This window comes from Janibacter sp. Y6 (genome assembly GCF_040900765.1).
In the GTDB taxonomy this organism is placed as follows: Bacteria; Actinomycetota; Actinomycetes; order Actinomycetales; family Dermatophilaceae; genus Marihabitans; species Marihabitans melonis.
This window is the reverse complement of record NZ_JAKLYZ010000006.1, coordinates 1-18,030: the sequence shown is the minus strand read 5'-3', so window position 1 is coordinate 18,030 and position 18,030 is coordinate 1. Positions and strand designations below refer to the sequence as shown.

Annotated in this window: 16 protein-coding genes; 8 read left to right on the top strand and 8 right to left on the bottom strand. The window is 71.9% G+C overall.

Annotated elements, in window-relative coordinates; all coding sequences use genetic code 11:
* Positions 1 to 22: 22 nt before the first annotated feature.
* Complete coding sequence (locus L6241_RS13445) at positions 23 to 2,017, bottom strand: FG-GAP-like repeat-containing protein (protein WP_368246684.1); 1,995 nt, start codon at positions 2,015 to 2,017, stop codon at positions 23 to 25.
* A 101-nt stretch (positions 2,018 to 2,118) separates the two neighbouring features.
* Here L6241_RS13445 and L6241_RS13440 point away from each other — a divergent pair, with 101 nt between their 5' ends.
* Complete coding sequence (locus L6241_RS13440; RefSeq protein ID WP_368246683.1) at positions 2,119 to 4,149, top strand: cytochrome c oxidase assembly protein; 2,031 nt, start codon at positions 2,119 to 2,121, stop codon at positions 4,147 to 4,149.
* A 7-nt stretch (positions 4,150 to 4,156) separates the two neighbouring features.
* On the opposite strand, the gene L6241_RS13435 is transcribed toward L6241_RS13440, so the two are convergent.
* Positions 4,157 to 4,888: a hypothetical protein gene (locus tag L6241_RS13435; protein ID WP_368246682.1), complete on the bottom strand. Its 732-nt coding sequence runs from the start codon at positions 4,886 to 4,888 to the stop codon at positions 4,157 to 4,159.
* 135 nt (positions 4,889 to 5,023) lie between these two features.
* Here L6241_RS13435 and L6241_RS13430 point away from each other — a divergent pair, with 135 nt between their 5' ends.
* Both L6241_RS13430 and L6241_RS13425 read left to right on the top strand, forming a co-directional pair.
* On the top strand, positions 5,024 to 5,245 hold the full coding sequence (locus L6241_RS13430; protein ID WP_368246681.1) for a hypothetical protein: 222 nt from the start codon (positions 5,024 to 5,026) through the stop codon (positions 5,243 to 5,245).
* A gap of 105 nt (positions 5,246 to 5,350) precedes the next feature.
* Positions 5,351 to 5,611, top strand: coding sequence for a DUF6458 family protein (locus L6241_RS13425; RefSeq protein WP_123092409.1), 261 nt, complete (start codon positions 5,351 to 5,353; stop codon positions 5,609 to 5,611).
* A gap of 176 nt (positions 5,612 to 5,787) precedes the next feature.
* Here L6241_RS13425 and L6241_RS13420 read toward each other — a convergent pair whose 3' ends face one another.
* A complete protein-coding gene (locus L6241_RS13420) occupies positions 5,788 to 7,137 on the bottom strand; it encodes a 6-phospho-beta-glucosidase (RefSeq protein WP_368246680.1) in 1,350 nt (449 codons plus the stop codon).
* 103 nt (positions 7,138 to 7,240) lie between these two features.
* On the opposite strand from L6241_RS13420, the gene L6241_RS13415 reads away from it, so the two are divergent.
* The 4 genes from L6241_RS13415 (at position 7,241) to L6241_RS13400 (ending at position 11,467) form a co-directional block, all read left to right on the top strand.
* Complete coding sequence (locus L6241_RS13415; RefSeq protein WP_123092407.1) at positions 7,241 to 8,344, top strand: carbohydrate kinase family protein; 1,104 nt, start codon at positions 7,241 to 7,243, stop codon at positions 8,342 to 8,344.
* A 66-nt stretch (positions 8,345 to 8,410) separates the two neighbouring features.
* Positions 8,411 to 9,766 (top strand): extracellular solute-binding protein, encoded by a 1,356-nt coding sequence (locus L6241_RS13410; RefSeq protein ID WP_368246679.1) that lies wholly within the window; start codon positions 8,411 to 8,413, stop codon positions 9,764 to 9,766.
* A gap of 58 nt (positions 9,767 to 9,824) precedes the next feature.
* Positions 9,825 to 10,667 carry a carbohydrate ABC transporter permease gene (locus tag L6241_RS13405; RefSeq protein ID WP_191681497.1) on the top strand — a complete coding sequence of 281 codons (843 nt, stop codon included), beginning with the start codon at positions 9,825 to 9,827 and terminating at the stop codon, positions 10,665 to 10,667.
* Entirely contained in the window at positions 10,664 to 11,467 is an 804-nt protein-coding gene (locus L6241_RS13400) for a carbohydrate ABC transporter permease (RefSeq protein ID WP_368246678.1), read from the top strand. The genes L6241_RS13405 and L6241_RS13400 overlap by 4 nt, the downstream gene beginning before the upstream one ends.
* Before the next feature lie 105 nt (positions 11,468 to 11,572).
* On the opposite strand, the gene L6241_RS13395 is transcribed toward L6241_RS13400, so the two are convergent.
* The 5 genes from L6241_RS13395 to L6241_RS13375 all read right to left on the bottom strand — a co-directional run bounded on the left by L6241_RS13395 (position 11,573) and on the right by L6241_RS13375 (position 15,803).
* A complete protein-coding gene (locus L6241_RS13395) occupies positions 11,573 to 12,085 on the bottom strand; it encodes a hypothetical protein (RefSeq protein WP_368246677.1) in 513 nt (170 codons plus the stop codon).
* Positions 12,086 to 12,137: 52 nt separating this feature from the next.
* The gene (locus L6241_RS13390; RefSeq protein ID WP_368246676.1) at positions 12,138 to 13,592 is read right to left on the bottom strand and encodes a hypothetical protein; all 1,455 of its coding nucleotides are present in this window, start codon (positions 13,590 to 13,592) and stop codon (positions 12,138 to 12,140) included.
* 80 nt (positions 13,593 to 13,672) lie between these two features.
* A complete protein-coding gene (locus L6241_RS13385; RefSeq protein WP_368246675.1) occupies positions 13,673 to 14,317 on the bottom strand; it encodes a hypothetical protein in 645 nt (214 codons plus the stop codon).
* 314 nt (positions 14,318 to 14,631) lie between these two features.
* A complete protein-coding gene (locus L6241_RS13380; RefSeq protein WP_368246674.1) occupies positions 14,632 to 15,273 on the bottom strand; it encodes a hypothetical protein in 642 nt (213 codons plus the stop codon).
* 107 nt (positions 15,274 to 15,380) lie between these two features.
* Positions 15,381 to 15,803 (bottom strand): MarR family winged helix-turn-helix transcriptional regulator, encoded by a 423-nt coding sequence (locus L6241_RS13375; RefSeq protein WP_368246673.1) that lies wholly within the window; start codon positions 15,801 to 15,803, stop codon positions 15,381 to 15,383.
* Positions 15,804 to 15,874: 71 nt separating this feature from the next.
* Between L6241_RS13375 and L6241_RS13370 the strand changes: the two genes are divergently transcribed.
* A complete protein-coding gene (locus L6241_RS13370) occupies positions 15,875 to 17,695 on the top strand; it encodes an ABC transporter ATP-binding protein (RefSeq protein WP_368246672.1) in 1,821 nt (606 codons plus the stop codon).
* Positions 17,696 to 18,030: the final 335 nt, after the last annotated feature.

The window sequence follows — 18,030 nt, the reverse complement described above, 5'->3', positions numbered from 1 at the left end:
GCCCGTCCGCCGAGCCGTCGCGTCAGAAGAGGTGGACCATCCCGTAGCCGCTCGGGCCGAGGCGGACCGGCCCGGAGGTGTCGCCGTCGGAGGTGCCCCACCACGCGTGCAGCTCGCGACCCTCGAGACCGATGACGTCGGCCTGCCCGGTGGACGAGCCGTTGACGTCGCCCGGTGACGCGACGACCGAGTAGCGGTCCCAGCCCAGCGTGGTCCCCGAGAGCTGGCTCCACGTCGTACCGGTCGAGCGCCACGCGCGCATCCGACCGCCGGTGGCGACCCCACGGATGTCGCCGCGTCCGTCGCCGTCGAGATCGGTCGTCGCGAGGATCGTCGGGTACCAGACGAAGGGCTTGCCCATCGTGCGGACCGTCGTGAGCCGACCGGAGTCGCTGATCGAGTGCAGGGTCGCACCGCCCCCGACGCTGCGGGTCACGAGGTCGAGCGTGCCGTTGCCGTCGACGTCGGTGCCGCTCGCGATGCTCGTGTACGAGCCCCAGGACGTCGCGATCGTGCGGGGCGAGGCGTACCCGGTGCTGCCCGAGCTCATCCACAGCTGGAGGCGCCCGTCGCCGCGGCGCACGAGCAGGTCGGCGCGCTTGTCGCGGTTGAGATCACCCGCGCTGCCGTACCAGGTGGCGTCCTTCGGCCCGGTCTTGAGCCGGACCTTGTCGGCGAAGGAGCCCCGCCCGTCGCCCCGGTAGAGGTACATCGTGCCGCTGGCGCTCGTGCCGACGAGATCGGCCCGTCCGTCGCCGTCGACGTCGCCGAAGGTCCCGCGGGCCGGGGGGGTCGGCGGCGGGGTCGAGGGGACGAGCCGGTCCTTGTACTTGTGGATGATCCGCGACACCCCCTCGATCGTCGTGATCTGGGTGCCGAAGGCTCCCGGGTCGTCGTGCGTGAGCACGCCGATCGTGTAGTCCTGCCCGCTCGTGCTGTAGCCGATGCTGTTGACGTGCCAGCCGTCGGTGCGCGGGAGCCACCCGTTCTTCAGCGCGACCGTCCCGGCGGGCGCGCCGGCGGTGACGCCCCAGTCCTGGTCGGAGGAGATGCTGCGCATCTGGGTCAGCCCGTAGTCGCGGTTGGTCTGCGACAGCACACCCGTCGCCCGGGCGAAGTGCTCCATGAGCCGGGCCTGGTCCTGCGGCACGGTCGAGGTCAGGCCCCACCGGCCGCCCGAGTCGGCGTAGGTCGCCGTCATCCCGAGCCGGGCCGAGGCGCGGTCGAGGGCGGCGCGGCCGCCGATGCTGTTGAAGAGATCCGTCGTCGCGCCGTTGTCGCTGTAGCGGATCATCGGGACGATCTTGCTCTTCTCCCAGTCGGTGAGCCCCCGCCCGGCGTCCTGCGCGCGCATCATCACCGCCGCCATGATCTCGGTCTTGACGATGCTCGCCGTGACGTTGCGGGCGTTCGTCTTCGTGTACGTGTAGACGCGCGACGTGCCGGGGATGCGCACGGCGACACCGACCGCGCCCGGACGTCCCGCGAGGTAGGTGCGCAGCGTGTACTCGAAGGGGAAGGCGCCCGCCGCGGCCGTCGTCGTCTCGCCCGAGGCCTCGGCGCGGCGCGCCGCCGCCGTGTTGACCGAGTCCGCGTCGACGGTCACGGTGAAGGTCAGCCGGCCGGTCACGGAGGAGGAGGTCGCCCCCTTCGCCGCCTGGGTGGAGGGCAGGACCTGGCGAAGGGAGCCCGCGCTCACCGTCGAGCGGGCGGTGCAGGTGACCCCGTCGCCTGTCGGGTCGACCGTCACGGCGCGTCCCGAGGCGTCGGTGCCGGTGAAGCCGGGTCGGCCGACGACGGTCAGCGGGCCCGAGGCGATCGCGGCGGTGCCGCCGGAGGCGAGGTCGCCGGTCACGGTGACCGTGTCCTCGCCGACGCCGTCGCAGACGACCTGGACGTCGACGGGGTCGGAGTCGGCGGCGCTGGCCGGTCCGGCGGTGCTCAGGGCGGTGGCGGCGACGGCCGCCCCCGCCACGGTCAGGCCGGCGCGGGACCGCCAGGTGCTTCGGACGGACATGGCGGATCTCCCTGCGCTCGCGACGTGGTCGGGCCCATCCTGGCACCGTCGTCGATCCCCGTCTCGGCGACTGCCCAGCCGCGCTCATTACAGTTGAGCCCATGTCCACCGCCCCGGGTCGTTCCCTCGCCCGGACGACGCTGACCCTCGGTCCCGCCCTCGTCCTCGCGCTCGCCGTCGTCGTGACGACCGTCATCGGTGTCCTCGTGGGCCGGGCTGCCGTGCCCTACGCCGCCGGCGACCCCGGGGCGCTCGTGCGCTGGGGGCTGCCGGTCCTGCAGGGGGTCCACGACCTCGCCGCCGCCGTCACCGTCGGCTTCCTGCTCCTCGGGGCCTTCGTGCTGCCCGAGACGACGCGCACGCGGCGCCGGTGGACCGCCGGCCGGGTCGCCGCGACCTCCGGCACGCTGTGGCTCGTCAGCCTCCTGCTGCTCATCGTCCTCACCTTCGCCGACCTCGCCGGGGTGCCGGTGGGCCAGCCCGGCTTCGCCACCCAGCTCGCGGCTGTCCTGTGGGACCTGCCCACGCTGCGGATGAACCTCATCAGCGCCGTCGTCGTGCTCGTCGTCGTCATGGCGTGCGCCGGGTCGGAGAGCAAGGCGGTCCTCGGGTGGGGCTGGGCCGGGTCGCTGCTCGCCCTGCTGCCGCTCGCGCTCACCGGCCACTCCTCGGCGGCGCTCGACCACATGAGCGGGGTCAACGCCCTGGCGATCCACCTCGTCTCGGCCACCGTGTGGGTCGGCGGGCTCGTCGCCCTCGCCTGCTTCCAGCGCGGGCTCGGCGCCCACCTCGGGCCGACGATCCGGCGCTACTCCGTCGTCGCCGGGTGGGGCTTCGCGGGGGTCATGGCCTCCGGTCTGCTCCTCGCGTGGACCAACATCGGGGCGCTGGAGAATCTCCTCAGCCGCTACGGCGCGCTCCTCGGGGTCAAGCTCGCGCTCGGCGTCGTCCTCGGCGGGTTCGGCTGGTGGCACCGCCGGCGCTTCGTCCAGCAGCTCGACGAGGGCGGCACCCCGTCCTTCGTGCGCTTCGTGCTCGCCGAGCTCGTCGTCATGGGCTCCGCCTTCGGCATCGGCGCGGCGATCAGCCGCACCCCGTCGCCGACCAACGCCGTCGTCACCCCGCCCGACACCGTCGTCTACGCGCTGTCGGGCTACCCCGACCCCGGCGCGCCGACGTCGTCGAGCTGGTTCACCGCGTGGCAGACCGAGTGGCTGTGGCTCACCGTCGCGCTCGTCGCCTGCGTCGTCTACATGCGGTGGGTGCTGCGTCTGCGCCGCCGCGGCGACAGCTGGTCGCTGCTGCGCACGGTCTCGTGGGTCCTCGGCTGGGCGGTCTTCGTCTACGCGACGAGCGGGGCGCCCGGCGTCTACGGGCGCGTCTCCTTCAGCTGGCACATGATCGAGCACATGACGGTGGCGATGGTCGTGCCGCTGCTCCTCGTGCCCGCCGCCCCGATCACCCTCGCCCTGCGGGCCCTGCCCGCCCGGCGGGACCGCACGCTCGGCCCGCGCGAGCTCGTCCTCGCGTCCGTGCACGCGCCCTACCTGCGCGTCGTCGCCAACCCCGCCGTCGCCTCCGCGATCTTTTTCTTCAGCCTGGCGATCTTCTACTACAGCCCGCTCTTCGGGCTGTCGATGAGCACCCACACCGGGCACGTGCTCATGATGGTGCACTTCCTGCTCAGCGGGTACCTCTTCGTCTGGGTCCTCATCGGCGTCGACCCGGGCCCGACACGCTGGTCGCCCCTCGCGCTGCTCGTCATCCTCTTCACGACGATCAGCTTCCACGCGTTCTTCGGCGTCATCCTCACCCAGAGCACGACCCTGCTCGCGCCGGACTTCTTCGGGGTGCTCGACCTGCCGTGGGTGCCCGACCCGGTCGCCGACCAGCGCACCGGCGGCGAGATCGCATGGGGCGTCGGCGAGGCCCCGACCCTCGTCCTCGCCGTGGCGGTCGCCGTGCAGTGGATGCGCTCGGACGAGCGGGAGTCCCGTCGCCGCGACCGCTCGGCGGAGCGCGACGGCGACCGCGAGCTCGAGGCCTACAACGCCCACCTCGCCTCGCTCGGGCAGGGCGGCGCCGCGTCGGGCACGGACCGCGAGCAGGTCCGCTCGACGACGGAGCGCTAGGCGCCGATCAGGTGCAGCTGCTCCAGCTCGCGAGCGTGCTCTTGGGCGCCCACGTGCTGTTGCCCTTGTAGATCGCGCGGTAGCGGTAGCACTGCTTCGGCGAGACCGAGGTCTTCCACGTGTAGTACCCGTGGCGGTTGGTCTTCGCGGTGCCGGCGGGGGAGAAGGAGTTCGAGTAGGCCTTCGCCGACTCGATGGTGATGTTGGCCCCCCACAGCGGGCGGGTCGTGCTGCTCCACAGCTTCGTCGCGCGTCCGTTGACCCGGGCCCCGGTGCCGTCGGCCTTGAGCGTCGCGCTGACCCGGACCTTCGTGCCGGCCTTCGCGGTCTGGCCGACCCAGTTGCTCTGGTCGGGGTAGTACCAGGAGTTGCCGGCGTACACGGCCCGGTAGGTCCGCGAGCGGTCGGCGGTGCGCACGAGGCGGAAGCTGCCCGACGAGCCGGTCTCGACGGTGGCGAGTCGGGTCCACGTCGTGGTGCCGGCCGGCTTGGACTCGAGCCGGATGACGCGGTTGGGCAGCGCGCGGTAGGTGTCGCGGTCGTACGCCTCTCCGCTCAGCTCGATCTGCTCGCCGGTGCCGGACCACAGGGGTTCGGCCCGCAGGATGACCTCGGAGTACTTCTTCGCGGCGGCGGGCGCGCTCGGCCCGCCGGGTGCAGCGCCCGCGGGCGCTGCACCCGGCAGGGCGAGGGCCGAGGTGACGAGGGCGGTCAGGGGGAGTGCGGCGGTGCGTCGCATGATCGCGTCCATCTGCTCAGGGGGTGTGACGGGTGGGTCCAGTGTGACGTAGACCGATCGGCGCCTCAACGTCCGCCGCGGTGCGTCGGCCCGTCGGTAGAGTCGTCGCCGAAGACCTGAGCCGAAGGGGGAGCCATGCTCCAGGAGTCGTTGAGCACCACCGAGCTCGTCGTGTGGGGGCTCGTCATCCTCGCCCTCGCCGTGGTCATCCTCGTCGCCTTCGTCCTCGTCGAGCGCCCGCCCCGTCGGGGCCAGGTGCGGGTGCGCCGGCGCCCCGAGGGCGACGTCCGCGACCCCCGTGGGCGCTGGGACCAGGCCGAGCGCGTCGACCGCGAGCGCGACCGCACACGGCGCTGACCAGCCACGACGAAGGGGTGCCCCGTAGCCCCCGCTGGACCTCGCGCAGCCCTACTGTCTGACTCCGAGACGCGGACCCTGCCGCGTCAGCACAGGAGGTACGCCATGTACATCGGACTCGGCATCGCGCTGCTCGTCATCGGGGCGATCCTCTCCTTCGCCATCGGGCCGGACGCCATCGAGGGAGTCAACCTCGAGATGATCGGCTACATCTTCATGGCCGGTGGCGTCCTCGCCATCCTGCTCAGCCTCGTCCTGGGTCGTCCCCGCGGCCCGCGGGGCTACACCTCGCGCCGGGTGAGCCACACCGACCCGCGCACCGGCGAGGCCTACGACGAGGTCCAGGTGGACCCCGACCGCCGCTGAGCGACGGGACGACGAAGGGGGCGTGGCCGGGCACCGGCCACGCCCCCTTCGCCATGCCTGGGCTGGGCTGGGCTGGGCTGACAAAACCCTGCCAGCAGGGTCTTGACGAGCCAGGACCCTCTCGAGACCCGGCTGGCTCGTCGAAGGGCAGCCAGCAGGGTTTTGTCGGCGATCGGTCAGGGGATGCCGAGCAGGGCGCCGATCTGCGGGCTGCGGCGGCGGAAGCCGTCGAGCATCTCGCGGGCGGTCGTCACCGACGGCACGAGGGGGTGCAGGGCGAGCGCCTCGAGGGCGAGGGCGGGGGAGCGCTCGAGCGAGGCCCGGATCGTCAGCTGCTCGACCTCCTTGACCTGGGCCATGAGCCCGAGGCGGTGGCCGGTCGGCGCGGTGACGCGCAGGGGGTGCGGCCCGTCCGCGTCGACGCGGCAGGGGATCTCGACGACGGCCCCGACGGGCAGGCCGGGCACGGTGCCGTCGTTGCGCACGCCGAGGATGAGGTCGGCCGCCTCGCCGCGGCTGATCGCGGCCATGATCGCCAGGGCCACGCCCTCGTACCCGCCGCCCTCGATGTCGGCGGCGTCGCGGGCCTCGTCCTCCTCGCGGGCCTCGCGCATGTACGTCGCGTCGCGCTCCTCGCGCACCCGCCGCCAGGTCGCGAGCGCGTCGTCGGGCCGCGCCGCGAGCTCGGCGTAGAAGGCGTCCTGCTGCTGCAGGAGGAACTCGCCGCGGGTCTGCTCGGCCTCGAGGATCGAGGCGACCGCGTCCCGGGTGAAGTAGTAGTAGTAGAGGTACTCGTTGGGGATCGTGCCGAGCGCACCGAGCCACTCCGGCCCGAAGAGCCGGCCCTCCTCGATGGTCGCGAGCCGCTGCGGGTCGGCGACGAGCTCGGGCAGGAGGTCGGTGCCGTCGGTGCGCAGGCCCTGCAGCCAGCCGAGGTGGTTGAGCCCGACGTAGTCGACGTCGAGCACCGTCGTCGTCGGGTCGACGCCGCACGCACGGGCGGCACGACGGGCGAGGGCGATGGGAGAGTCGCAGATGCCGACGACCCGGTCGCCGAGCACCGCCGACATCGCCTCGGTGACGATGCCAGCGGGGTTGGTGAAGTTGATCGTCCACGCGTCGGGCGCGAGCTCATGGATGCGCTCGGCGATGTGCACGGCGACGGGGACGGTGCGCAGCGCGTAGGCGAGACCGCCCGGTCCGGTCGTCTCCTGGCCGAGCACCCCGCACGACAGCGGCACCCGCTCGTCGACGGTGCGCCCCTGCGTGCCCCCGACCCGGATCGCGGAGAAGACGAAGTCGGCGCCCGCGATCGCCTCGTCGAGGTCGGTGCTCGCCCGCACGCGCGGCGGGTCGTCGTGGTCGGCGCCCATCTGCTGCAGCACGCGCTCGATGCTCGCAAGCCGGGTCGCGTCGGTGTCGTGGAGGAAGACCTCGCGCACCCGGTCGGGGTGGTCGTCGGTGAGGAGCGCCCCGTAGACGAGAGGGACGCGGAAGCCACCACCCCCGAGGATCGTCAGCTGCATGCCTGGCACCTTCCTCGCACGGACGTCACGACGAGCAGGCTAGTCGCGCCCCCTCGCGCGTCGGGCGGGGCCGGGCCCGGGGGCGCCGGTGCACAATGCACGGGTGACCGCACCTCCCTTCGACCCGCTCTCGCACCTGCGCGAGTCCGCCGACACCCCGGCGGTCGAGCCCGAGGCCGACGTCCTGCTCTACGGGACCGTCTTCCTCGACCTCGTCCTCACCGGCATCGACGGGGGCGTGACGCCGGGCACCGAGGTGTGGGCGTCGGGGATGGGCTCCTCTCCCGGCGGCATCGCCAACCTCGCCGTCGCGACGTCACGGCTCGGCCTGCGCACGACGCTGGCGGCGGCCTTCGGCGACGACGCGTACGGCGACTTCTGCTGGCGCACCCTCGAGGAGCAGGAGGGCGTGGCCCTCACCCGCTCGCGCCGCTACCCCGACTGGCACACCCCGGTGACCGTCTCGCTCGCCGTCGACGGCGACCGCTCGATGATCAGCCACGGCCACCCGAGCCCGGAGCCCGCGAGCGCGCTCATCGGCGACCCGCCACGCACCCGGATCGCGCTGCTCGACCTGCACGCCGACGACCTCACCTGGACGACGAAGGCCCGTCAGCAGGGGGCGCTCCTCTTCGCCGACGCCGGGTGGGACGCGACGGGGGAGTGGTCGACCGAGCTGCTCGACCGGCTCGACGGCATCCACGCCTTCACCCCCAACGCCGTCGAGGCGATGGCGTACACGCGCTCGCGGACCCCGCACGAGGCGATGTACGCGCTCGCCGACCGCGTGCCGCTCGTCGTCGTCACGAACGGCGCCGAGGGTGCGCTGGCCATCGACTCCTCGACGGGCGAGGAGGAGCACGTCCCGGCGCTGCACGTCGAGGCCGTCGACGCGACCGGCGCGGGCGACGTCTTCCACGCCGCGATCGCTCTCGGCACCCTCGCCGGCTGGCCGCTGCGCGACCGGCTCGCCTTCGCCACGCTGTGCTCCGGGCTGGCCGTCCAGCACGTCGGCGGCTCGCTCGCCGCTCCCGGCTGGGGCGACATCGTGGACTGGTGGCGCCGGGTGAAGGCTGACCCCTCCGGCACCGCACGGTGCGCCTCGGTGCGCCGTCGCTTCGCCTTCCTCGACGAGATCGTCCCCGACGTCCCGCAGCACGCCGTGCGTCGCGCGCAGGCAACGATCGCGCGACAGTCCGATGTCTGAGGCACTCCGCCGGCCCGCACGAGGCAGGCTCCAGCTCAGCAGCACCGCACCCATCGAGGAGACACCATGACCCGCAGGTACACCACGGTCGCCGTCCTGGTCGGCGCGAGCCTGACCGCCGCCGCGTGCGCCCCCGGCGGCTCCGGCGGCGAGGAGTCGACGACGAGCAAGGCCGCCTCGCAGGTCGAGACCGACCCCGCCGCCATGGGCGACATCGAGCTCACCGTCTGGGACCAGGAGGTCCGCGGCGGTCAGGACAAGCAGATGAAGGCGCTCAACGCCGCCTTCGAGAAGAAGTACCCGAACATCACCATCAAGCGGGTCTCGCGCTCCTTCGACGACCTGACGAAGACGCTGCGCCTGGCCCTCACCGGTGACGACGCCCCCGACGTCGTCCAGGCCAACAACACGCGCTCGCAGATGGGTCAGTTCGTGGGGGCCAAGCAGATCATCAACCTCGACCCCTACGCCGAGGCGTACGGCTGGCGCGATCGCTACCCGGAGTCGGTGCAGTCCGTCGTCTCCTACTCCCCGGACGCGAAGACCTTCGGCGAGGGCAGCATCTTCGGCCTGCCGCAGGTCGGCGAGGTCGTCGGCATCTTCTACGACAAGAAGATGATGGAGGACCTCGGCATCGAGCAGCCGAAGACCTGGGCGCAGTTCGAGGAGGCGCTCGCGACGGCCAAGGAGGCCGGCGAGACCCCGCTCGTGCTCGGCAACATCGAGAAGTGGCCGGCGGTGCACGTCTTCGGCGCGCTCCAGGGTCGCTACACCGACGCCGAGACCATCCGCACGCTCGGCTACGGCCGGCCCGGCGCGAGCTGGACCGACGAGGGCAACGAGCAGACCGGCGCCACGCTCGTCGACTGGGTCGACAAGGGCTACTTCAACGAGGGCTTCAACGGCGAGGGATACGACGCCGCCTGGCAGTCCTTCAGCAAGGGCGACGGCCTCTTCCTCATCGCCGGCTCCTGGCTGCAGTCCGACCTCTACGCCGCGATGAAGGACGACGTCGGCTTCATGCTCCCGCCGGTGGAGAAGGAGGGCGACACCCCCGTGACGACCGGTGGCTCGGGGCTCCCCTTCGCCGTCACCTCGAAGGCCGAGAACCCCGACGCCGCTGCCGCGTACATCGACTTCATCACCAACGACGACGCGATGGCCGTCCTCGCCGAGAACGGCAACATGCCGGTCGTCGGGACCGCCGAGCGCAAGGCGGCCGACCCCCTCGGCGACGAGATCTTCGCCGCCTTCGGCGAGGTCAGCGAGAAGGACGGGCTCACCCCCTACCTCGACTGGGCCACCCCGACGATGGGCGACACCATGGGCGCCGGGCTGCAGGACATGCTCGCCGGCAAGAAGGACCCCAAGGCCGCGATGGAGACCATCGAGGCCGACTACGCCGAGTTCACCAAGGAGTAGGCAGCAGGTGGCGGCGCAGAAGGTACGGCAGAGCGGCCCTCCCGGCGAACCGCGGAGGGTGGCCTGGCTGTACCTCCTGCCCGCCCTGCTCGTCTACGGGGCCTTCGCCCTCTACCCGCTGCTACGGGCCGGCTGGATCTCGCTCTACGACTGGGACGGGCTGTCCGTCGGGTCGTGGGCGGGCCTGTCGAACTACACCGAGGTCCTCACCGACGAGCGGCTGCGCGCGGCCCTGCTCCACGCGCTCGTGCTCATGGTCTTCTACGCCGTGCTCCCGCTGCTCATCGGCCTCGTGCTCGCGGGCATCATGCACCGCTCGCGGGTGCGGGGGCTGGGCTTCTTCCGCACCGTGGTCTTCCTGCCGCAGGTCGTCGCGATGGTCGTCATCGCGGTCGCCTGGCGCCGGGTCTACGCCTCCGAGGGCTCGCTGAACTCGTTGCTCTCGGCGATCGGCCTGGACTCGCTGACCCGCGGGTGGCTCGGCGACTACACCTTCGCCCTGCCCTCGGTCGGCGTCATCGGCACGTGGTTCGAGACCGGTCTGGTCACCGTGCTCCTCCTCGCGGGGCTGAGCCAGGTGCCCAAGGACCTCTACGAGGCCGCGCGCCTCGACGGCGCCGGCCCGATCCGCGAGTTCCTCGCGGTGTCGCTGCCCTCGATCCGCGGCGAGATCGCCGTCGCCCTCACGCTCACCGTCATCGCGTCGCTGAAGACCTTCGACCTCATCTTCATGACGACGAAGGGGGGACCCGGCCACTCGACGACGGTGCCGAGCTACGAGGTCTACCGGCAGGGCTTCGAGCAGGGGGCGGTCGGGCTGGCGAGCGCGGTCGGCGTCGTGCTCACCCTCATCATCTTCGCCATCAGCTTCGTCATCACCCGGCTCGGTGACCGCGCATGAGGGTGCGGGCCCGCGAGACCCTGGGCAGCTACGTCGTCCTCGTCGTCTTCGCGCTCTTCGCGATCGCGCCGCTCGCCGGCATCGTCGGGGCGGCGCTGCAGACCGACTCCGGGGCGCCGGGTGGTCTGGCCAACTTCGGCGAGGCGTGGCGGGTGGGGCGCTTCGGCACCTACCTGCGCAACTCGGTGCTCGTCTCGGTCTTCGTCGTCTCCGTGAGCACGGTCCTGTCGATCCTCGCCGGGTACGCGCTGGGGACGATGCGCTTCCGCGGCTCGACGGTGATCTTCTACGTCATGCTCGTCGGCATCATGATGCCGGCGGAGGCGATCGTCGTGCCGCTCTTCTACGACCTGCGCACGATCGGTCTCACCGACACCTTCTGGGCCGTGACCCTGCCCCAGGTCGCGCAGTCGGTGGCCTTCGGCACCTTCTGGATGCGCTCGTTCTTCCGCTCCACCAACCGCTCGCTCATCGAGGCGGCCCGTCTCGACGGGGCGGGGCACGTGCGGATCCTGTGGCAGGTGCTCGTGCCGCTCGCCCGGCCCGCGATCATCACCCTCGTCGTGCTCACCTTCATGTGGACGTGGAACGAGTTCCTCATCCCGCTCGTCATGGCCCCGACGAACGAGGCCATCCGCACCGCGCCGCTGGGCCTGGGCTTCTTCTCCGGGCAGTACACGCAGGGCTTCGCCCTGCTCGCGGCGGGCGCGACGATCATCGCCGTGCCGGTGGTCGTCGTGTACCTCTTCCTGCAGCGGCACTTCATCGCCGGGATGCTCGAGGGCGCGGTCAAGGACTGAGGGGTTCAGGGACGCAGGAGAGCCCGGCGGCCAGGCCGCCGGGCTCGTGGGGTCTCCCCGGACCGAAGGGGGACGGGTCCCCCTTCGGTCGAGATCCCCCTTCGCTCAGGCCTGGGGTCGCAGCGCCCGGTGCACGGCCTCGACGCGGAGCAGCTCGATGCGCTCCTCCTGGTCGAGCGCCCGCTCGAGCAGCGTCATGACGTGACGCTGGTCGAGGCGGGGGTCGGAGAGCTCCTGCAGCGTGCGGAAGCCGAGGATGCGGGCGTTCGTCGCGGCCTTCATCGCCTCGAGCTCGATGACGTCGGTGAGCGGCGAGCGTCTGAGCAGGGTGCCGGCGGGGTGGAGCCGGCCGAGCTGCTGACCGATGCGGGTGATCGTCTCCTGCACCTGCGGCTGGGTGACGCCGACACTCTTGGCGATGTCGAGCAGGCCGCGGCGGTCGGCGGCGACGTCGTCGGCGAGGCGGACGACCTCGTCTCGGGCGAAGGCGGGGATGCTGCCGGCGACGCGGCGGAAGAGGTCGACACCGCCGGCCGACGCGGCGAGGTGCCGGCGCAGGTAGACCTTCAGCAGCTCGTCGGGGTCGGGACGGGCCTCGGACGTGTCGTCGGTGCTCATCGCCCCACTCTGCCGGGCGCACCTGCGCCCGTCACCACCCCCGAGGGTGCGCTCAGCCGGTGACGTCGTCCCCGACGAGGATGGGACGGGCGATCTGCGGGTCGGCGAGCAGCTCGCCCATCGTGCGCGCCGGGCCGGACTCGACGGCGGCGTCGAGCCGGTCGGGGTCGACGAGGTGGGCCCGCACGAGCTGGTCGTCGAAGAGCTGGACCATCGTCCCGACGGGCAGCGCGAGGTAGGGCGCGAGCCACCGGGCGTAGGAGTGCACCTCTCCGGCGTCGACGTTCAGCACCGCTCGCTGGTCCTCGGTGAGTTCCGTGCTGGCGTTGGCCCACACGAACCACCCCGAGCGCCGGGTGCCGTCGTCGAGCCGGTCGGCGTCGCCGAGGGCCATGCGGTCGAGGACGACCCCGATGCGCTGCCCGTCGGCGAGGGCGTCGACGACCGCACGCTGGATGCCGATGGTGTCGTCGACGTGGGTGGGCTCTGCCTCGACACCCGCCCGGCCGACGAGGGTCTGCTGCTGCACATGGGCGAAGACGGCCTCGGTGAGGTCGACGGTGGTGCCGGAGCGGTAGGCCAGCGGGTGCGAGAAGTCCGGTGACGTCACGTCGAGCACGTCCGGCTCGGCCTGCTCGAGCCGGTAGGTGACGTAGTCGGTCTGCAGGGCGGCACCGGGGACGAGGCGATCGCGGCCGCCCGCGGCCGCGGTCCTCAGCAGGGTGCGGGCGACCTCGACGAGAGCGGGGGCGATGGTGGCCCGCACCGTGAGCCCGTCGACGTGCTCCTCGACGGTCACCCGCTCGCCGGCGGCGAAGGGGGTGCCCCCCGTCGTCGTGCGACGCGGGGCCTCTCCGGTGGTGACGTCGAGGACCCGGGTGGTCGTCAGGCGGGCCGTGGTGCCGACGGGCAGAGGGAGGAGGGCGACGACGGCGGGCGCTCCTCGGACGAGGAGCCCGGCGAGGACGTCGCTCTCGCGACGCCCGATGAGACCGGCCTTGGCGGCGGTGCTCAGGTGCCAGCCCGAGCTGCTCTCGGACGTGGGAGCGTGGCGGGCGAGGACGAGCTCGTCGTCGCCGCCGGACTCGACGACCTTGAGCGCGGCACGGGTGCACATGACACCGGAGGAGAGGTCGACGACGTCGCCGTCGACGTCGAGCTGGCGCAAGACGTCGTCGTGCATGGCCTCGACCCACAGCGCGGTGGTGAGGTCGTCGGTCGTGTCCTCGGTGAGGTCGGGGTCGGAGCTGAGGTAGCTCGGGGCCTGGATCGTCATGCGGCCGGGGGAGGACTGCCGCAGCTGCCACATGCTGAAGCCCACCATCGTGCGCAGGCCGTCGTGGTGCTGGCCGTCCTCGTGGTAGCGCATGAAGCGCTCGACGACCGGGGCCGCGTACGACGCGACGCTCGGCGCGCAGCAGAGGTCAAGGGCGAAGCCCCCGAGGTCGACCGGTGCCTGCAGGACGGGAGCGTCGACGGGGTGGGGCGGCAGCTCGAGCGCAGTCATGCGGCGACGCTAGTGACGGGTCCGACACCGGCGACACCCACGGATTCCGTGGAATCCACCGGCGCCGAAGGGGGATCCGCTCACCCCGTCGGGTCGGCCTGCAGCCTGTTCTTCGCCTCGACGACCTCGTAGGTCGCGGCCGGCTCGTCCTGGAGGTCGGCGACGGTCTCGATGTCCTGCCAGGCCCCGCCGTCGACCCGGTAGCTGCCGGTGAGCCGGGCGTCGACCCTCACGTCGACCGACCCGGTGTCGCGGTAGGCGTGGGTGATGTCGCCGTCGGGGTAGCCACCCCCGGTCGACGTCGTCCACCCGCTCGACGCGCCGTCGCCGTAGCTGAAGCGGTAGTCGCGAGCCTCGACCGCGAACTCGACGCTCCACGACAGGAGCTGGACCTTCGCGCTCGTCTCGCCGGGGGAGAGGCAGGCCCCGTCGGGCCAGCCGGCCTCGTAGTAGGTGGCGAGGTTGACCACTGTCTTGCCCCCGACGGGCTGCATGCTCGGGCTGGGCTTGCAGAAGGGCAGCTCGCGGAAGGCCTGCTGGATCTGCCCGAAGGTGGGCACGGGCGGAGCCGCGACGACGGCTGGGCCGGGCTGGCCCGGGGTCGCGCCGCAGTCGTACCCCTCGAGCTGACCGCCCGGCTGCCGGATGATCGCGACCGGTCCCTCGCTGTCCGGCGAGGTCGCGGCGCACGTCCCCGCCGCGGCCTGGCACTGCAGCTCGGCCATCCGCCCGGCGCACGACTCGCTGACGAGCTGCGAGCCGTCGTCACCGGCCCGCGGACCACGCCCGACCCGATTGCTAGACGGGGTTTGAGAGTCCCCGCTGCTTGCCTTCTGTGACGCGTTCTGGACCGGTTGCGGGGCGCCTGGTGCGTCCCCGCCGCATTGACCCGAACTACCTGCGGCGCCCAGCCCAGCATCACCGACTGTGCCCTCTAATCGCGGAGGGGGACAGGTCCTCGACGCGTCCGCATCAGCGATCGCGTTGATGCCCAACAACACGATCAGCGTTGCGAGGCACGCTGCGAGAAGGCGTCGCATCACGCCTCACCATCCCTATACGCGAGCGTGAACTCGGATGCCGCCCAGCGGTCTCCGGCGCGCTCCAACCGCATCGCGAACGCCGCCTTCTCGGCTCGAACCGTCGCCTCCTTCTGTCCGGCATCGTTGAGCAGGCTGTGCCTAGGAACGGCGAAGTCAACCTGGAAGGTGGGCTGGCTACCCCACTTGAGAACCTTCACCCTGGTGACCTGTTGATACGGATTGATCGATGGGTGCTGAACGCCCTTGCGGCCATCAGCGAGGGCGGCCATGTCCTCGCACTTCACGCATCCCGACGTCGACTGCTCTCGGATGAGATCGCCGTCCATGAGGTGCTGGGCCGCGCCGGTCACCTGGGTGTACCACTTGGCGAACTCCTGGGCTCCCTGGCGGGTGTTCGCCCTGGCCGCCTCAGGTGGCGACGCCCATCGGGCAGCGTCGTCGGTCGAGCTGCTGGTCGTGGCTTCTCCCGAGCTCGTCGTCGACCCGCCGCTGCTCGAGGGAGTTGACGGGGTCGAGGACGAGGCGCTCGTCGGGGTGGCGATGCTCGCCGACGTCGTCTCGGGGTCCTCTCCGCCCCCGGTGCAGCCGGCGAGCGTGACGGCCCCCACCGCCAGCAGTCCCAGGGTGCGTGTGCCCATGCGTCCGAGCCCCTCCCTCGCGGCGACCGACCCGCCCGGACGCCTCATCGCTGCCTTCCAAGTTAGCGAAGCAGCGGCCCGGCGCCACCGGACGATCCACAGGCGGCTCAGCCGACGAGGTCGCGCAGGATCCGCTCGAGGTGAGCGCGGTCCCCCTTCGACAGGCCGGCGAAGATCTCCCGGCTGGCCGCCCGCCGCACCTGCTCGACCTCGGCGGCCATCGTCCGACCCGCGGCGGTGACGTCGATGACGGTGGCGCGGCGGTCTGCGGGGTCGGGGGAGCGCTCGACCCAGCCGGACTCCGTGAGGTGGTCGACGACGTCGGTCACCGTGCGCGGCGCGACGTGCAGGGCCTCGGCGAGCTGACCGAGCCGCATGGGGCCGTCCCGCTCGACGGCCCTCAGCGCTCGTGCGTGGTGAGGCGTGATGCCCAGCGGGGTGAGCGCATGAGCCGTGCCCCTGCGCAGCCGCCGGGTGACGGCGAGCATGAGCTCGCCGAGCCCGTCCGCCGCGGGGGGTGTCGTCGCCATGCGGGAATGCTATCGACACCCCTGTGGTTACCTCATACTGAGTCAACCTCAGCAATCGAAGGAGGGCGCCCATGACAGACGCACCCACCCCCCACGTCGGCGGCCGCGGCCCCGGCGGTCCGCGCCGCATCTCGAAGGAGGACCGCGCCCAGCTCGAGGCGCGCCCCGTCCCCTTCGCCCGGGTCGCCGCGCTCTTCGGCCCCCACCGACGCACGCTCGGCGTCGTCGTCGCGATCATCGTCGCGACCTCCGTCGTCTCCATGGCCTCGCCCTTCCTCGTGCGCGAGGTCGTCGACGTCGCCATCCCGCAGCAGGACGTCTCGCTCCTGCTCTGGGTCGTCGGCGGCATGGTCGCCGTCGCCGTCGTCACCTCTCTGCTCGGTGTCGTCCAGACGTGGATGTCGGCCCAGGTGGGCCAACGCGTCATGCACGGGCTGCGCACCCAGCTCTTCGGCCACCTCCAGCGCCAGTCGCTCGGCTTCTTCACGCGCTCTCGGGCCGGCGAGGTCCAGTCGCGCCTCATCAACGACGTCGGGGGCATGCAGGGCGTCGTCACGACGACGGCCACCTCGATCGCCAGCAACCTCACGACAGCCGTGGCGACCGCGGTGGCGATGGTCGCCCTGTCGTGGCGGCTCTCCCTCATCTCGCTCGTCGTCGTCCCACCGGCCATCTGGCTCACGCGCAAGGTCGCGCTGCTGCGCCGCGAGATCACGGCCCGCCAGCAGTCAGCGCTGGCGGACCTGCACGTGCGCATCGAGGAAGGGCTGTCGATCAGCGGCATCCGTCTCGCGAAGACGATGGGGACGACCCGTCGCGACTCGCAGCGCTTCGCCCAGGTGAGCCACGACCTCATCGACCTCGAGCTGCGCAGCCAGCTCGCCGGACGCTGGCGGATGGCGACGATGCAGGTCGTCTTCGCTGCGGTGCCGGCCGCGATCTACCTCGCCGCCGGCCTCCCGGCCACCTCCGGGGGGATGACGATCGGCACCCTCATCGCCTTCACCACGCTGCAGGCCGGGATCTTCCGTCCGCTCATGGGTCTGCTCAACGTGGGCGCCCAGTGGGTCAGCTCGATGGCGCTCTTCAGCCGGGTCTTCGAGTACCTCGACCTCGAGCCGGAGATCACGGCACCGGAGCACCCGGTCCGCCTCGACCTCGAGTCGGTCCGTGGTGAGGTCCGGCTCGAAGGGGTGAGCTTCCGCTACACGGGGGCGGAGAGGGACGCGCTGCACGAGGTGTCCCTCGACGTGCCGGCCGGCACCTCGCTCGCCCTCGTCGGGCACACCGGGTCGGGCAAGTCCACGCTCGCCGCGCTCGTCTCGCGTCTGTACGACCCCACGCAGGGGCGGGTGACCGTCGACGGGGTGGACATCAGGGACCTCGACCCCGAGGACCTCGCGTCGGTGGTCGGGGTCGTCAGCCAGGAGACCTACCTCGTCCACGCGTCGATCCGCGAGAACCTCCTGCTCGCCCGACCCGACGCCGACGAGGCCAGGCTGTGGCAGTCGCTCGCTGCGGCCCAGGTGGCCGACCTCGTCGCGAGCCTCCCCGACGGGCTGGACACCGTGGTGGGCTCACGGGGCTACCGCTTCTCCGGGGGAGAGCAGCAGCGCATCGCCATCGCACGCACTCTCCTGCGCGACCCGAGGGTCCTCGTGCTCGATGAGGCGACCAGTGCGCTCGACAACGAGACCGAGCGCGAGCTGCAGGCGGCGATCGAGACCCTGGCGAAGGGGCGCACGACGATCACCATCGCCCACAGGCTCTCGACGGTCGAGGGAGCCGACCAGATCGTCGTCCTCGACGGCGGGGTAGTGGCCGAGCAGGGGACGCACGACGAGCTCCTCCAGCAGGCCGGCGCCTACGCAGGACTGGCCCTCGCGGCCTGACCTGGCGGGGCCGAAGGGTGCGGGCGGCCCTGCGCCGCAGCCGAGTTGGAGGTTGCCCAGATCGGGTGCTACCTTTGCGGAGCACACCGCAGAGATCCAAGCGCGATGCAGTTCGGCCGCTCCGAGAGCGGATCACGGATTTGTCGCCCAAGCTGAGATGCGGTAGGCTGGAGAAGTTGCCCCCGGAGCTTCGCACGAGAGTGCTGAGTGATGGTGCGCGTCCGAACCTTGAGAACTCAACAGCGTGTCAAAAATCGATGCCAATACCTCGTCTTCAGAAGGTGCGGCGCACTCGCTTGATGGTGGGTGTGTGGTGCTGATGAAACGATATTTTA